Origin of the sequence: Lacibacter cauensis (genome assembly GCF_007830055.1) — a bacterium.
Lineage (GTDB): Bacteria > Bacteroidota > Bacteroidia > Chitinophagales > Chitinophagaceae > Lacibacter > Lacibacter cauensis.
Genome location: NZ_VLLE01000002.1, coordinates 754511 through 771383 on the forward strand (window position 1 = coordinate 754511; position 16873 = coordinate 771383).

The 16873-nt window shown below is 42.0% G+C and carries 12 protein-coding genes; 4 read left to right on the forward strand and 8 right to left on the reverse strand.

Going from position 1 to position 16873, the window contains the following annotated elements; genetic code table 11:
• Positions 1-213 precede the first annotated feature (213 nt).
• Entirely contained in the window at positions 214-2484 is a 2271-nt protein-coding gene (locus IQ13_RS03275) for a heavy metal translocating P-type ATPase (protein WP_144884458.1), read from the reverse strand.
• A 90-nt stretch (positions 2485-2574) separates the two neighbouring features.
• Positions 2575-3126, reverse strand: coding sequence for an AraC family transcriptional regulator (locus IQ13_RS03280; protein ID WP_144884459.1), 552 nt, complete (start codon positions 3124-3126; stop codon positions 2575-2577).
• A 143-nt stretch (positions 3127-3269) separates the two neighbouring features.
• On the opposite strand from IQ13_RS03280, the gene IQ13_RS03285 reads away from it, so the two are divergent.
• The 4 genes from IQ13_RS03285 to IQ13_RS03300 all read left to right on the forward strand — a co-directional run bounded on the left by IQ13_RS03285 (position 3270) and on the right by IQ13_RS03300 (position 6935).
• Positions 3270-3845, forward strand: a complete 576-nt coding sequence (locus IQ13_RS03285; protein WP_144884461.1) for an AraC family transcriptional regulator — start codon at positions 3270-3272, stop codon at positions 3843-3845.
• A 135-nt stretch (positions 3846-3980) separates the two neighbouring features.
• A complete protein-coding gene (locus tag IQ13_RS03290; protein WP_144884463.1) occupies positions 3981-4199 on the forward strand; it encodes a heavy-metal-associated domain-containing protein in 219 nt (72 codons plus the stop codon).
• Positions 4200-4263: 64 nt separating this feature from the next.
• Complete coding sequence (locus tag IQ13_RS03295) at positions 4264-4746, forward strand: DUF3347 domain-containing protein (RefSeq protein WP_144884465.1); 483 nt, start codon at positions 4264-4266, stop codon at positions 4744-4746.
• Positions 4743-6935, forward strand: coding sequence for a multicopper oxidase domain-containing protein (locus IQ13_RS03300; protein WP_242009469.1), 2193 nt, complete (start codon positions 4743-4745; stop codon positions 6933-6935). The genes IQ13_RS03295 and IQ13_RS03300 overlap by 4 nt, the downstream gene beginning before the upstream one ends.
• Positions 6936-6986: 51 nt before the next feature.
• Here the strand turns inward: IQ13_RS03300 and IQ13_RS03305 are convergent, their stop codons facing one another.
• From IQ13_RS03305 to IQ13_RS03330, 6 genes are all read right to left on the reverse strand, one after another.
• The gene (locus IQ13_RS03305; protein WP_144884467.1) at positions 6987-8384 is read right to left on the reverse strand and encodes a c-type cytochrome domain-containing protein; all 1398 of its coding nucleotides are present in this window, start codon (positions 8382-8384) and stop codon (positions 6987-6989) included.
• A gap of 135 nt (positions 8385-8519) precedes the next feature.
• Positions 8520-9458: a sugar phosphate isomerase/epimerase family protein gene (locus IQ13_RS03310; protein WP_144884469.1), complete on the reverse strand. Its 939-nt coding sequence runs from the start codon at positions 9456-9458 to the stop codon at positions 8520-8522.
• A 27-nt stretch (positions 9459-9485) separates the two neighbouring features.
• On the reverse strand, positions 9486-10994 hold the full coding sequence (locus tag IQ13_RS03315) for a DUF1501 domain-containing protein (protein ID WP_144884471.1): 1509 nt from the start codon (positions 10992-10994) through the stop codon (positions 9486-9488).
• Positions 10995-11032: 38 nt separating this feature from the next.
• Positions 11033-13801 (reverse strand): DUF1553 domain-containing protein, encoded by a 2769-nt coding sequence (locus tag IQ13_RS03320; protein ID WP_144884473.1) that lies wholly within the window; start codon positions 13799-13801, stop codon positions 11033-11035.
• A gap of 250 nt (positions 13802-14051) precedes the next feature.
• A complete protein-coding gene (locus IQ13_RS03325) occupies positions 14052-15236 on the reverse strand; it encodes a glycosyl hydrolase (protein WP_144884475.1) in 1185 nt (394 codons plus the stop codon).
• Between the two features lie 74 nt (positions 15237-15310).
• Positions 15311-16873 (reverse strand): RagB/SusD family nutrient uptake outer membrane protein, encoded by a 1563-nt coding sequence (locus tag IQ13_RS03330; protein WP_158637290.1) that lies wholly within the window; start codon positions 16871-16873, stop codon positions 15311-15313.

Below are 16873 nucleotides of genomic sequence, written 5' to 3' on the forward strand. Positions count from 1 at the left end.
CAAATTTTGTTCTGCAGTTGCTCAAAAAAAATGAACTGGCTTAAGTTTTTCCTTGTTTAAGGGGGCTATTCAAAGCTACGATGGCATTAACGTGTTGCTGTTATACTATAGGCCTGCTCTTGTACATAATTCGATCAGGCAGTAAAAAAAGAAAACCCGGTACGAATACCGGGTTACCATCCAAAAATCAACTGCTCTAAACCTGCTTCTACTTTATTTCAACGATGAATATTTTAAACGAAGACTATTACTTACTACGCTTACACTGCTCAGTGCCATGGCTGCACCTGCAATCATTGGATCAAGGAGGAAGCCATTAATTGGATATAATACACCTGCAGCGATCGGAATGCCGATGAGGTTATAAATAAAGGCCCAGAATAAATTCTGCTTAATGGTGTTGACTGTTTTCTTTGAAAGATCCAAAGCTTTCGATATACTGCTGAGATCGGATGTAATCAAAGTCATCTTAGCAACATCCATTGCTATGTCGCTGCCTTTACCCATAGCAATACTTACATCGGCCTGGGCCAATGCATGACTGTCGTTGATACCATCGCCCACCATCGCCACTACTTTTCCTTGCTGTTGTAAGTGTTGAACAAATGCTGCTTTATCGGCCGGCATTACCTCTGCTTGATATTCTTTTAAACCAACCTCTCTGGCAATTGCAGCTGCGGTTTGTTTATTGTCGCCGGTAAGCATGTATACTTCAATCCCCTTTTTCTGCAAACTATCAATAGCAGCTTTTGAGCTTGCTTTAATTTTATCTGCGATTGCAATAACAGCTACAACGGCCTTATCTTCTGCAAAGGCAATGACTGTTTTAGCCTGCTCCTGCAGTTGACTGGTTTTCTGCAGAAACTCTTTGCTGATTTTTATTCCTTTATCTGATAAAAGTCTTGCATTACCAACAAGGTAGTCTCTGCCTTCATGCTTTGCTGCAATTCCTTTTCCCGTAATACTATTAATTTGTTGTACAGCAGCAGGATTTATTTGTTCGATTTGCAGTGAACGTACTACTGCTTCTGCAAGCGGATGTTCTGATTGCATTTCGATTGCCAATAAAATTGATTTCAATGTTGCCTGATCAACTGCAGCATCAAACAGCATATCACTTACTTCCGGTTTGCCTTCTGTAATAGTTCCGGTTTTATCGAGAATTACAGCATCCACTTTATGTGCCAGCTCCAGGCTTTCTGCATCTTTGATAAGAATGTTATGTTCGGCGCCTTTACCTACTCCAACCATAATGGCTGTTGGTGTAGCCAAGCCTAATGCGCAAGGACAAGCAATAACCAATACTGTAACGGCTGTTAAAAGTGCATGAGTAAAAGCGTTCTCACCGCCAAACAACATCCAGGCAATAAAAGTGAGAATTGAAATGCCGATTACGATTGGTACGAAGATGCCGGCAATTTTATCAACCAGCTTTTGCACCGGGGCTTTACTGCCCTGTGCTTCCTGCACCATTTTTATAATTTGCGAAAGCAAGGTTTCTGCGCCTACTTTTTCTGCACGAAAACGGAAACTTCCTTTTTGATTGATCGTTCCTGCAAATACTTTGTCGCCTGTTTTCTTTTCCACGGGTATGGGTTCCCCGGTAATCATACTTTCATCCACAAACGATTCTCCTACGGTTACCATTCCGTCAACAGGGATCTTCTCGCCCGGTTTTACAAGCAGAACATAATTTTGTTTTACCTGGCTCACCGGCAATTCCTGTGATTGTCCATTTTCCAAAATCAGTGTTACGGTTTTCGGCTGCAGTCCCATTAATTTTTTAATGGCAGATGAGGTATTTGATTTCGCCTTTTCTTCGAGCATTTTACCCAACGATATAAATGCTATCACTACTGCTGCAGCTTCAAAATATACATGCGCATGTAAACCACGAGCATGCCAGAATTCTGGAAAGAATGTATTAAAAGCACTGAATAGCCAGGCAATACCGGTACTCAATGCAACCAGCGTGTCCATGTTTGCTTTCCGGTGGCGGGCCTGTTTCCATGCATTGATGAAAAAGCTGCGACCAAAATAAAACACAACCGGTGTTGCAAGTGCCATCATGATGTAATTGCCAAACGGCATGTCCATAAAAAACATACCAATGATAACAACGGGCACCGACAAAAAGGACGACCAGATAGTGCGTTGCTTTATTGCTTCGTATTGTTTTTGCTGTGCAGCTTCTTTGATCTCTTCTTTATTTTCTTTTTCTATAACAATATCGTACCCGATTGAGCGTACTGTTTCCTGGAACTGTTCAGGCGTTGCAACTGCAGGGTCATACTCCACCCAGGCATCCTGGTTGGCAAAATTTACACCTGCATCTTTTACACCTTCTACCGATTTCAACATTGATTCTACACTTACTGCGCAGGCAGCACAGGTCATTTCAAGCACGGGAAAAGTTTCTTTGATAAGCTTGTGCTTTTTACTGTTGTCTGCATTGTGCTTTGTTAGTAATGCTTCCTGTTTCATAAAATTTCTTTGTACAAAGCTAGTTTCAGTTACTGCTTTTATTGTTATACAATTAGCTGGTTGTTGTATATAATTTCCTTTGGCAGCTGCTTAATGATGGGTTTGCCGCAGAACTTTAAAATGTGAAAGTGTGAGCCCGGTTTGTTGTTTAAACTGACGGGATAAGTGTGCAACACTGCTGAAACCAAGCTGAAACGATATGTCGGCAAGACTAAGTGTTGTGTAAACAAGCATTTCTTTAATTTTTTCAATACGAAAATCAATTACGAACTTCTCGATGGTAATGCCCTCCTCTGCAGAGAATTGCTGACTGATAAAATCATGTTCTTTTTCCAGTTTTTGTGCAAGCAGATCCGATAGCCTGAACTGGTAGGGAAAATCATAGTCGCCGGAATAGACATCTGCTACAATTTGCTTTACCTGTCGTACAAGTTTGCTGCGTTTATTTTCAATTACACTAAATCCGAGTGGCGCTAGTGTTTTGTTCAATACATCAAAATCGGTAAATGGAGCATTCACAGCAAACCTTACTTCGCCCAGCAAAACTTCATCCAGTTCGATACCTAGTTGCTGCAGTTCCTTTGTTACGGTTGTAATACAGCGATGGCAAACCATTCCTTTAATAAAAACAGATTGTTGCATAGCATTTGATTTGGTGCAACAAAATAAATACCGGGTAATCGCTGCCCTGTTATATCATTTCGATTAAAATGTATATAATCTCCGGTTTTGATGAAGATGTAAGCCGATTGCTTTTACTTTTATATAAGTATCTTTGTTGTACGATGGCGGAAATACTGCATATTAAAAACATGGTTTGCGACCGTTGTGTGATGGTTGTTCGTCAGCAGTTCGATCAGCTGCAGCTGGCTTATAACAACATCCAGTTAGGGCAGGTAGAACTGAAAGAGCAACCAAGTTTAGAACAGCTGGAGCAATTGCGTTACCTGCTGGAGCAACATGGTTTTGAATTGCTGGATGATAAAAAAGCAAAGATTGTAGAACGCATCAAAACCACGATCGTGTCGCTGATACATGGTAAAGATGCGGATGAGTTTAACCTGAAGCTATCGGCGATGCTGGAAGAAAAACTGGGATTGGATTATCATTACCTCAGCAGCTTATTTTCTTCTGTCGAAGGGATTACTGTTGAAAAATATGCTATTCTGCAGCGTATTGAAAAAGTGAAAGAATTGCTGATGTACGATGAAAAAAGCCTCAGCGAAATAGCTTTTGAAATGGGGTACAGCAGCACACAGCATCTTTCGCAACAGTTTAAAAAAACAACAGGGTTAACGCCGTCACATTTCAAACAGCTGAAAGAAAATAAGCGTAAGCCACTTGATAAGATTATTGACTAACCCGTCCGGACCTGAAATTATATACATTTCGATTCTTATTGTATAACACTCATCCCTTCTGCCCTTTCTAATTTTACATTGTAAACAAACCGGTACGAAACCGGTGAAATGATTGAACGATTAAATTTTAGAAAGATGGACGCATTAACATTCAAAACAAACATTAAGTGCTCCGGCTGTATTGCAAAAGCAACTCCTTTTCTCGACAAGGTTGCCGGTAAGGATAACTGGGAAGTTGATATAGCCAATCCCGATAAGATACTTCGTATTGAAACGGATGAAGCGGTGAGCAGCAGTGATATTATTAAAGCCGTAACCGATGCCGGTTACAAAGCCGAACCACTTCAACAGTAAAACGTATAGCTGGTAAGTACGCTTGCCGGCTATACATTATTCTTTTACGTTAAATCAAACGATCATGAAAGCATTATTTATTCCTCTTGCAACTTTGCTTTTTTCTACTGCAACTGCTCAAAGTAAATCTGTTGGTACAGTATTGAATACCTATTATAAGCTGAAGAATGAACTTGTTGCCGGTAACAGTTCAGCAGCATCTACTGCTGCTGCTGATTTTAAATTAGCTGTTGCGGCTGTAAATAGTTCAACAGCTTCTGCTGCCGAAGTAAAAGCGTTTGAGCCGGTAAAACAAAAACTGCAGACAGATGCAGCAGCAATTACCGGAGCAAATGATATCGACAAACAAAGAGAGTTTTTTGGTACACTGTCAACGAATATGATCAGTCTTGCAAAATCAATCTCCTTATCGGATAAAGAGATTTATGTTGATTACTGCCCGATGAAAAAAGCTTCCTGGCTGAGCGCTGAAAAAGCAATCAAGAATCCATATTACGGCAACAAAATGCTCACCTGCGGAAACGTAAAAGAAACGATTAAACAATGAATAGGATAAAGCTGATCTATAGTGTGTTGCTGTTTCTTGCAGGTGCGTTGCCGGTGTATGCTCAGCATAACATGCAAAAAAGCATATCTGTAAAAGAGCCGTTTGTTACAAGAACAGGTAATAAAATTGTGTATCACTTGTATGTTACCGATACAACGGTCAACTACACCGGTAAAAAAGCAAAGGGCGTGGCCATTAATGGAAGTATCCCGGCACCTACCCTGTATTTTATGGAAGGTGATACCGCAGAAATTCATGTACATAATACAATGCATATGGAAACCTCAATCCATTGGCATGGATTGATCCTGCCGAACGAACAGGACGGCGTTCCGTATTTAACCACTGCACCTATAAAAGGACACAGCACACATGTGTTTCGTTTTCCTATTGTGCAGCATGGTACTTACTGGTATCATTCGCATACGATGTTACAGGAACAAAGCGGTATGTATGGTGCTATAGTTATTCATGAAAAAGATAAGCAACCTGTTGCCGAAGAAGTTGTTTTGCTCAGTGATTGGACGAATGAAAATCCCAACCAGGTAGAACGCTCGTTGCATTATGCTACCGATTGGTATGCGATTAAAAAGAAAGCGACACAGGATTACCTGCAGGCAGTAAAAGAAAAAAGACTGGGTGTAAAAATGACCAACGAGTGGAAACGCATGCTGGCAATGGACGTAAGCGATGTGTATTACGATGCGCTTTTTACCAATGGAAAAATTGCTGAAGAAAAGAAACAGTACAAAGCGGGTGATAAAGTGCGGTTGCGGATCATCAACGGAAGTTCGTCTACGTATTTCTGGCTGCAGTTTGCAGGTGGTAAAATGAGTGTGGTGGCAAATGATGGTGCGGAAGTAGAACCTGTTGAAGTAGATCGTTTTATTATCGGTGTATCAGAAACCTATGATGTGATGGTTACAATTCCCGGTGATGGTAGTTACGAATTATTATCAACTTCCGAAGATCGTACAAGAAGTACTTCGCTTTGGCTAAGCGATGGAGCGAAACATGCTGCAGGCGCCATGCCCCGTCTGAAATATTTTGAAGGCATGAAGATGATGAACGACATGATGAACATGGATGGCAGCATGAACGATATGGGTATGAACATGAGTCTGCAGCAGATGGATATGAACACAGTGATGTATCCTGAAATTGTAGACAGTAACAAATCCATTATCACGCTCAACTATGCCATGCTGAAAGCTCCACGGAAAACAACCTTACCCGAGGGGCCGGTTCGTGAATTGAAGTTTGAATTGACAGGTAATATGACCAGGTATGTTTGGACGATGGATAACAAAACGATTTCTGAGTCGGATAAGATATTGATTAAACAGGGAGAGAACATCCGGATTATTTTAACCAATAATTCCATGATGCGCCACCCGATGCATTTGCATGGTCATTTCTTCCGCACCTTAAACGGACAAGGCGAATACTCTCCGTTGAAAACTGTACTCGACATTATGCCCATGGAAACTGATACCATCGAGTTTCATGCATCGGAAAAATATGGTGACTGGTATTTTCATTGTCACATTCTTTACCACATGATGAGTGGCATGGGACGTATTTTCAGCTATGAGAACACGCCTCCTAATCCGCAATTGCCCGATCCACAGAAAGCAATACGAAAAGTATATCATGATGATCGCCGGTTTTACTTTGCTGCACAGATCGGCCTAGAAAGTACCGGCAGCGATGGCGAACTGATGTACTCCAATACACGGTGGATGCTGCAGAACGAATGGCGGCTTGGGTTGAATGCAGAAAAAGGATTTGAAAATGAGTTGCATATCGGTCGGTTGATTGGCCCTAATCAATGGCTGATGCCTTACGTTGGCTTCGACTGGCGTTACCGTACACATGGAGAAGCAGAGAAAAATCTGTTCGGACAGGTGAATACAAAAGATAAACGTGGCGTTGTTTGTTTCGGTTTTCAATATACGTTGCCGATGTTGGTACGTGCAGATGCACGAATTGATACAGAAGGAAAATTGCGTGTGCAGTTAGGAAGGGAAGATATTCCTGTAAGCAGCAGACTGCGTTTCAACTTTATGGCAAATACAGACAAGGAATACATGGCTGGCTTCCGTTATATTCTCACCAAGTATGTATCATTATCTACACATTACGACAGTGATATGGGATTGGGTGCAGGTTTGACAATTACGTATTAATGAAAATATACGTTTTATAAAACGATGCTCGGTTTCAATTGATGACAACGCTTATGCTTTCGGTTTTGTAAATACGGTTGTATCGCTTTGCAGCATAGGCACTGTATAACCACCGGTATCAATTGTTGTTTTAGGCAATGCAGTCTTTAGGGCTGCATAGTCTTTTTTAGGAACTGCCGATTGATAAATATACACCGCCTGTAAGTTTTGATTATTCTTTAATTGCATCAATCCGTTTGTAGTAACGGCTGTACCAACCAGGTTAAGTGTTTGCAGCTTGGGCAGCTGTTGCAGATGAACAAATCCTTTATCGGTGATTTTGGTATAACTGATATCTAAACGGGTAATCGCTTTGCATTCGGCAAGGATTGCCAGCATAGCATCGTTCACCGGTTGGTTAGCGAACTTTACCCAAACAAGTTGCTTTTTTACTGACAGCAATAGTTTGATATCGCCTTCACTTAATCCCTGTACTGTTACAAAATTCACCAGCAGGTAATTGCTGTTTTGTGCAACAGGTAATACCACCACTCCCCTGTCAGTAAGTTTTTTGATGGCTGCAGCATCGGCCTGTTCAACAGCTGCATCAGGGATTTGTGGTTTTGTTTTTATTTCATTGCTTACTGCAGATTGCAGACTCAACAGCAATGGTTTTATTTTTTCTGGTTGTGCAAGGTCTTTTACTTTTTTATCGAATGATAACCCGGAGTTGATCCACCAATGCAATAATGCTATTTCTTTTTCATTCAGCTGTGGTTTTTCTTTTGGCGGCATGTGGTCTTCGTGTTGCTTGGGCAGCAGTAGCCGTTTGATGAGCTCACTTTCATCGGCATTACGGCTGATAACAACTTCACCCTGCTTCCCTCCTTTGCTGATCCATTCAGGACCATCGAGCCGGAGCTTTCCTTTTTGTTTGGCTGCATTGTGACAGCTGTAACATTTTTCTTCCAAAATTGGTTGCACCACATCTTTGTACACTACGGCTTCTTGTACATTGGCAATGGGTTTACGTTCGGTTTTTGCTGCAGGAGTGGTGATTGATTTAGTAAGATAATCGGAACCATGTGTAAGTGAGCCACCTGTATGTCCTGTAATAAAGATCAACAGTGTCATTAAACCGATCGTCCACTTTACTGCATTGTTCTTTTTTGTATGAAGGAAATAAGAAACAACGGCAACAGCAGCAACAGCAAAGCCCATCCATTTATGTGTGCTCACCATATCGGCTTCATAATCGCCGCTGATGGATAACAGGTAACCACTAATACTGGAACCAATTGCACTCAACATGCCCAGCAACAATGCAACTGTTGTTGCCTGGTGCAATGCCTTGTATTGTTCACGTAACGACAGTACATAAAATACAGCTGCCATCAATAAAATGCCGATTGGTAAATGCACCAGCACCGGATGAAAGCGACCAAGAAATTCTGAAACTGTTAGAACCATATAAAGCGATAAGCTAGTAGCTTTAAGCTGCAAGTATGTTGCTTTTTAACTAAAGCTGTTTATTCGTTTATTTTTAAAATTATTCGTCCGACGAGGACGTCTGACGAAGCGCACTCATCATTCACCACGCATTACTCATCCTTCATATCTCTTTTTCAGCATCTGCATCATGTACACATTAATTGCCCATTGGTCTGCCAGCGGCTGTCGGGTGTAAGCTAATATTGGCATATAATTCGGCGGACCAAACTCTGTCAGGATCGTCATTTGTTCGCCGTTTGCTTTCTTGCGTTTGATCACTTCATCCCACCAGGCCAGATGTTGTTTGACGGTTGCTTCCCATTCCGGTGCACGTGGGTCGTTTACCTGCGGCCCTTCCTGGTGACCAATACGTGAATGGATATGCCCCACTCTGCTCAATGCCAGGTCAACTGTCTCTTTCTGATCGGCCAATAAACTTTCGTGTACATTGCACCAATGCGATATATCGAGTGTTAACTGCAACGCAGGATTCTTTTCAATGAACTGTCTTGTGATGTGTGCAGCAAACAGCATTCTGCCACGATGTGTTTCATGATAAATGGGAATACCCGTTTCTTTATTCTTCAGCGTGGTATAACTAATGAATTGCTGGTTCTGATCGAACGTAAAATAATCTCTGCCCGAATGACAGTTGATATACACCGGTTTTTGAATGGTATTACTTGTTGCTGCATCCAGATTTTTTTTGAATGTTGCCAGATGTTCCTGCCAGTTGCTTTGTGAACCACCGCATAAAAATCCAACTTCCAAATTGTATTTCTTTAATGCGGCAAATAATTCATCCTGTGCTTTTTGATCATCAGCAGGCCACCATACTTCTATGCCATTATAGCCTTCTTTTTTTGTTGCTGCACAAAATGCTTCAATATTACCTGCAAAGCCCCAGCTTGTTTGCATGAACAGTAATTTAAATTGATTGTTTGCAGGGAACAATGGCTTTTGTGTTTCAGCTATTGCTGCAAAAGGCGCCAGCATTGCTGCAGCAGTTGCAGATGAAGTTGATTTAATGAAGTTGCGTCGGTCTTGATTCATTGTAATAATGGGTTGTCTTGAATGTGATTAAGCAAGAATATCGGTGATGACTTTTCCGCTCACATCTGTTAAGCGGAATGGCCGACCTTGGAAATCATACGTAAATTTTTCATGGTCGAAACCAAGTTGATTTAAGATCGTTGCCTGTATATCGAATGCTTCTGTTTTACCACTTGTAATACTGTAACCGATCTCATCTGTTTCGCCGTAGGTGGTGCCGCCTTTAATGCCGCCACCGGCCATCCACATACTAAATGCTTCTGCATGATGATCTCTTCCTTTAAACGGCATTTCTTTTCCATCACGGTTTTCCTGCATGGGTGTGCGGCCAAATTCTCCTCCCCAGATCACCAGTGTTTCGTCTAACAGTCCCCGTTGTTTTAAATCAAGGATCAATGCTGTCATGGCTTTATCTACTTGTCTGCATTTATTGATCAAACCAATATCCACAGCACCATCGGCACTTGTTCCATGCGTATCCCATCCCCAATCGAACAACTGCACAAAACGCACTCCCTTCTCAACAAGTTTTCGTGCAAGCAATACATTGTTGGCAAAACTTCCTTTGCCGGGTTGTGCGCCATACATTTCACGAATGTATTCCGGCTCATCATTAATATTCATCACTTCCGGAACAGAGATCTGCATCTTATACGCCATTTCGTATTGCGAAATACGGGAGAGAATTTCCGGATCATTAAACTCTTTGTATTGTTCCTGGTTTACTTTATTAATGGCATCAATAGAAGCTTTGCGTAAATCTCTGTCCATTCCTTGCGGATCGTTAATGAACAAAACCGGATCACCTTCGCTTCTGCATTGTACACCTTGGTAGACACTCGGCAAAAATCCACTGCCCCAAACACTCTTGCCTGCATCAGGATTATTACCGCCCGAAGTCAACACCACAAAGCCGGGCAGATTTTGATTTTCTGTACCTAAGCCATACGTCACCCAACTGCCAATACTTGGTCTGCCTAAACGTGCACTGCCGGTATGCATCAGTAATTGTGCAGGTGCATGATTAAACTGATCGGTTGTTACTGATTTAATGATCGACACATCATCAACAATGGTAGAAAAATGAGGTAAGTAATCACTCACCCACAATCCACTTTTTCCATGCTGTTTAAAGTTTGCCTGCGGCCCTAACATTTTTGGTACACCACGAATGAACGCAAACTTTTTTCCTTCGAGTAAAGAAGGCGGACAATCTTGTCCGTTCAGTTTCGCCAGCTCCGGTTTATAATCAAATAACTCCAGTTGCGATGGTGCGCCTGCCATGTGCAGGTAAATAACCGATCTTGCTTTTGCAGGAAAGAACGGCATGCGTGGAGCCAATGGATGTGCCGCATCAAACACAGGCGATGAAGCCATACCCATATTGTTGCCACAACTGCCGAGCAATGATCCCAGCGCCAAAGCACCAAAACCCATGGCACTTTCTTTTAAAAAATGCCTGCGGGTAAAGAACTGCAGTTCTTTTTGTTTTGCTTCGGTAGCAAGACGTTCATTATTTAATTCTTTCTGTGTCATAATTCATCAGCACATTTGCTCATTTTCAAATTAGCACATTAGTTTTTTGTTATCCATTCATCCAGGTTCAGCATGGCATTCATCACCACAACCAATGCAGCTGTTTCAGGATTATTATGTTTACTGTCCATACCAATCACTTCACAAGCCTTCAGTTTATCTTTATTGAATGTTTGCAATGCTTGTGTGTACAGATCATTTAACGCTTTTAATTTTTCTTTGCTGATGGGTTTGTACATCATCTGTTCATATCCTTTTCTGATCTGTTGCGTTGCATCGCTCACTCCTTTTTGCTTTAACTCATACGCAAAGTTTCTTGCCATATCCAGATAAGAAGAATCGTTCAACGTAACGAGCGCCTGTAAGGGGGTATTGGTATTGATACGTCTTGCCACACAAACATTGCGGGCTGCACCATCAAACATCATCATAAACGGATAAGGTGCACTGCGTTTCCAGAAGGTGTATACTGCACGGCGGTATTTATCTTCTCCATCGCTCATCTTCCATTTTTCTCCATTGTAAGGGGTAAGCCAGATGCCATCGGGTTGATAAGGCATGACACTTCTGCCGAACATTTTTGTACTTAACAGACCACTTACGGCCAATGCCTGATCTCGTAATTGTTCTGCAGAAAGTCGCACACGTGGACCTCTTGCATACCATTTATTCGTTGGATCTTTTTCGATCTGTTCTTTTGTTGCAACAGATGATTGCCTGTACGTAGCAGACAAAACAATTTCTTTGATGAGTGTTTTTAAACTCCAGTTATACTTGTGCATCAACTGCCACGATAAATGATCGAGCAATTGCTGATGTGTGGGCGGAATACCCTGCGTACCGAGATCTTCCAATGTTTCTGCAAGTCCATGACCAAATAACTGTTCCCAGATGCGGTTTACTATGGTGCGTGATACCAACGGATTCTTTTTATCTGTCAGCCACATCGCTAAGCCTAAACGGTTTGCAGGTGCATTGGCAGGCATTGCATTCAATGTGTGTGGTACACCGGGTTTTACTTCTGCTCCTTTCACCATCCAATTGCCCCGTTCAAATACATGTGTTGTTCGTGCAAAACTGTTTGTGCCATCAACCATGATGGGTGTAGAAGTGTATTGCGTTGAACCGATCAGATCGATGTACTGTTGCTTTGCAGAATCATAGCCGGGTTGCTCTTTACCGGGAAATGTTTGTGTGAAATAAAACCAGCTGAAGTTTGCACCGTTATCTTCCGGCTTTTTCAGGTTGGGATTTTTATACGTCAACCAAAGATCATGCACACCTTCAACAACAGGAATAGAAGCTGTTGCAACAGCCCAACCTTTGGTTGTTTTCAGCGGAATACTCGTTAACTCTTTTCCATTAATGCTGTCCAGATGAATTGTCCACACTCCCCCTTCAACACCTGTTGCATAACGAAACAGCAATTGATCTTTTGTCTGCAGATCAACTTTTTTAATGCGAGTACTTCCGTTATTTCTTAAGGAAAGCCATTTCGTATCGGCCAATGCACTGTTGGTAAATGCATCGCACACTACAGAGTTGATCACCGGTTGTCCTGTTTTAAGAAAGCGGATGATCTCTGCTTTCTTCACTTTCGATACATGTTGCTGCAGCCATGCACTCAGCTTTTCAAATTTTACACTGTCAGCATTTTTATATTCACGTAACACAGGATATTCTTCATACGTGTCTTCATCACGTGTGTTGTTGAAGAACGCAAGAAACTGGTAATACTCTTCATGCTTAAACGGATCGTACGGATGACTATGACATTGCACACAGGCAAACGTTGTACCCATCAATGTTTCCCAGGTAGTGTTCACCCGATCCATTACTGCAGCAGTGCGGTACTCTTCATTATCGGTACCACCTTCATCATTCGTCATGGTGTTACGGTGAAAAGCGGTAGCAATGTATTGTGCATCGGTTGGGTCGGGCAAAAGATCACCCGCCACCTGTTCAACTAAAAATGTATTGTACGGCTTGTCTTCATTGAACGATTGAATGAGCCAATCTCGGTAACGCCAGATGGAACGATAGCCATCACGTTCATATCCTTTGGTATCAGCATAACGTGCCATATCGAGCCACATCGCTGTCCAGCGTTCGCCATATTGTGGCGATGCCAATAAACTATCCACTAAGCGCTCATACGCACCGGCTGTATTATCATTTAAAAATTGTTGTGCAATTGATGCTGATGGAGGTAATCCTGTAATATCTAAACTTATACGACGAAGTAACGTTGCTTTATCTGCTTCTGTTGACGGTAGAAGCTTTTGCTGAGTAAGTTTATCGTAAACGAAATGATCAACATCGTTACGCACCCATTCGTTTTTCTTAGCAGGTAATAGACCAAAGAAACGTCGTTTGCCTTTTGGTACTTCCTGTTCTTCAATCGTAGTATAAGCCCAATGCGTTCCCCACTTGGCTCCCTGTTTAATCCATGTACGCAGCACATTGATTTCTTCTTCTGCAAGCGGATGTTCTTTATACGGCATACGCTCCTCTTCATCTTTCAATGTCAAGCGCCTGATCATTTCACTGGCATCCGGATCGCCGGGAATAATCGCCGGCTTACCGCTTTTTGTTTCGGCCAATGCTTCTTCCCTGAAGAGTAAACTGAAACCGCCCTGCTTCTTTACACCACCGTGGCAGGAAATACATTTTTTATTGAGGATGGGTTTTACATCAACATTGTAATCGATTCGACGATTGTCTTTAAACAGGAAGGCAACAACAGAAATCAGTACCACCAGAACGGCGGTAATCACCCAATATTTTTTACTTAAAACAGATGGCATGATGGCAGAGCAACGATTGGTTGTTTCTCAAATATCCTGATTTCAACAATAGAAGCAATGCATTTCTGAAAGAACATTCGTGCTGTACCATCCTGCCCTGTCGGTTTGCTTGGCTATGGGTTGTTACCTGGTTGGGTTTCTGTAAAATGAAAGCCCCAAACCGTTGCAATTGCAATGGTTCGGGGCTTCAATAAAACGTATAACTATGCTATGAAACTTTAGAGCACGGATTCATTATTCGTTCAACGTTCTACTCAATATTAGCAGCAAAGGCTTCGGTAGAAGTAAGACTGTTCCAGTAACTACCTGCGTCGGTCAGGGCACCGTTTGTATCAACAGCAGGTAAATCGGGCGGGAAAAAATAAGCAAACCGCTCAACATACGGAACCGTGTTCAACCAGTCAACAGACAGCTTCATGAAATATTTGTGTACAATATTCGAACTCCTGTTGCGGTTGGCATTGTATTCTGTGATCCATATTTTCTGATTCGGATAATCGGTGTGCACCCGCTCAATGTATGTTTTGAAACGGTTAAATACCGCCTGTGCAGTAAGCGAATCGGTTGCCTGGTTGTTGGTTTGATTCCCCCAATCGTACCAATGCAGTGCAACAAAATCAACCCTTACTTTCTGCAGTTTAGCGGCATCCATAAATTTCGTAAGCCATTTGTTGGCACCAAAAGCCTGGTCTTGTGTAACGGCTGGCGAACCCAAACGCAAACCCGATTGCATCATTACTTTATACCGTGCAATAGCCGTATCAATAATTGGAATATTTGATTGGTCAATATTGTCTGGCTCATTAAACGAAAGCAAATGATCTACATCTTTGCGATTAACAAGACTTGCCATATAATCAACCGTTGCAGTTCCTTTTCCCCATGTCATGGGTACAAATTGTTGTGCGCCAAACGATGGACGATCGATACTCCATCCATAATACCACGATGTATTGAATAATTTAACGGCGTTACTGTCAGTTGCCGCAAATCCTTTTTTTGCAGTGTTTGCAAGCGGTATGTAGCGAACAAAGGAAACCCTGTTTTTTAATGCATCGGGCAGACTGGCTGTAATAGATGCTTTTGCAGACACATAACAAACCGACTCGCCTGTGCCGTCATTGTTTTCGGCAAATACCACAATAAAGCCCTTGGGTAAATAAAACGAAACAATTGCATTGTCGAAACCGGAAGGCAACGCTTTAAACTTACTGATGCCTCTGTTTGAATCTGTAAACACCGTATCTGCACCCAATGCCACTCTTGGGTTACCCATGGCAGTTGTTTTTGATACAACCAGTGTTGCACCCGGTTGAAAAGGAGTATTATCCACTACGGGAGGATTCGTGGGACTATTGTTTGCAGGCCCGGCGCCTTTTTTACACGAACTGATACCTGCAAGTGTAACGAAAAGTAAAAGTAATCTCCAGCTCATGTTCTTTCTTTTAAGTTCTCACAGTTAAAAAGGGTACGGAAACTATTCCTATCCCCTTTTTAATCAAATATTTTTTATTGCCAAACAGGATTCTGTACAAGGTTTGAGTTTACATTCAATTCACCAAGAGGAATCGGGAATATTTCCGATTTACCTGTAAGATAAATTGGTGAGTAACCTGTAACATTATCAGCTTTTGCTCTGTTAAAAGCGTTCTGTACATCGCCCCAACGTTTCAGATCGAAATAGCGTAAACCTTCAAAGGCCAGCTCCACACGTCTTTCATGTCGTACAATATCTCTCAATGCTGCCTGTGTTAACGATGCGCCTTCTACTGCTTGTACGGTTGGCATGCTTACCCGCTGCCTTACCTGGTTAACCAGTGAATAGACTTCGGTTAATTGATTCAGTTCAACCAACGCTTCTGCACGCATCAGTAAAATATCTGCATAACGAATTACAATAAAGTCCTGTCCGCCGGGATTAAACGCAGCAATGCCATTGGCAGAAACCGATGTATTTCTGATATATTTCTTCTGTCCGAATGTGGTTGGTACATTGCCGCCAAACCTAGCCTTGGTATCGATCAGGAATGTATCATTTTTAAAATAAACAGATGCAAGTAAGCGTGGATCACGGTTCTTTTTTTGTGGATGCGAAGCCGTGCCGGTTGGTTGCGCCGGATCATACAACGGAGAACTTGTAATTGGTTTACCATCTGTGCAGTAGTAATCTTTTACCAGATTCGGCATTGGTAATTTATCAACTGCCGGGTTGCCTAAAAATGTACCGGAAAACAACTCATTGTTGTTTGATACATCCTGGTTGAAACGAACTGAGAAAAGAATTTCCTTAGACAATTCGCCTTGCTCAGTAAACAACTGTGCATAGCTTGGATTTAAACTATAACCTAATGTAAGCAGTGTTGTAGTTGCGTCTACAACGCCTTGATAATTTTTGTTATACAGATGCACTCTTGCCAATAGGCCTAACGCTGCACCTTTTGTAGCATAACCATATTGTGTGGCAGGATAAGACGCAGGCAACTTGTCAATTGCTTCTGTTAAATCGGCTATTACCTGTGCATTAACTTCCTGGTAGGTATTTTTAGGCACATACGCTTCTTCAATTGTTTGCACTTTTGTAATTAACGGCACATCCTGAAAATACACAGCCAGATTGAAGTAGTATAATGCACGCAGGAATAATGCCTGTCCAAATAATGCATTCTTTTTATCCTGGCTAATGAGTGTGGTGGACATGTTCTGAATATTTTCAATCGCCGCATTTGCTCTGGCAATTCCCTTGTACGATGAGCTCCAGATGCTGCTGAACATACCATTGGAAGGTGTAATGATGCCGATCATGAAATCGCCGGGACCTTCCCATTTATAGTTGTTGTACAAATTATCTCCAAAGCAATCGAACATGGTAAGACCGGCAGTGGCATTGAGGTTGCCGCTGTACAATGCTCTGTCCTGCATGGCATCGTAAATGCCGTTGATGGCAAGCTGCGCATCCTGTTCAGACTTCCAGAAGTTTTCTTTTGCAATTTGTGTAAGCGATGCTCTTTCGGTAAAATCCTTTGAACATCCGGCAAGTGAAGCTGTAAGGAGTATGATGAATATTTTTTTCAT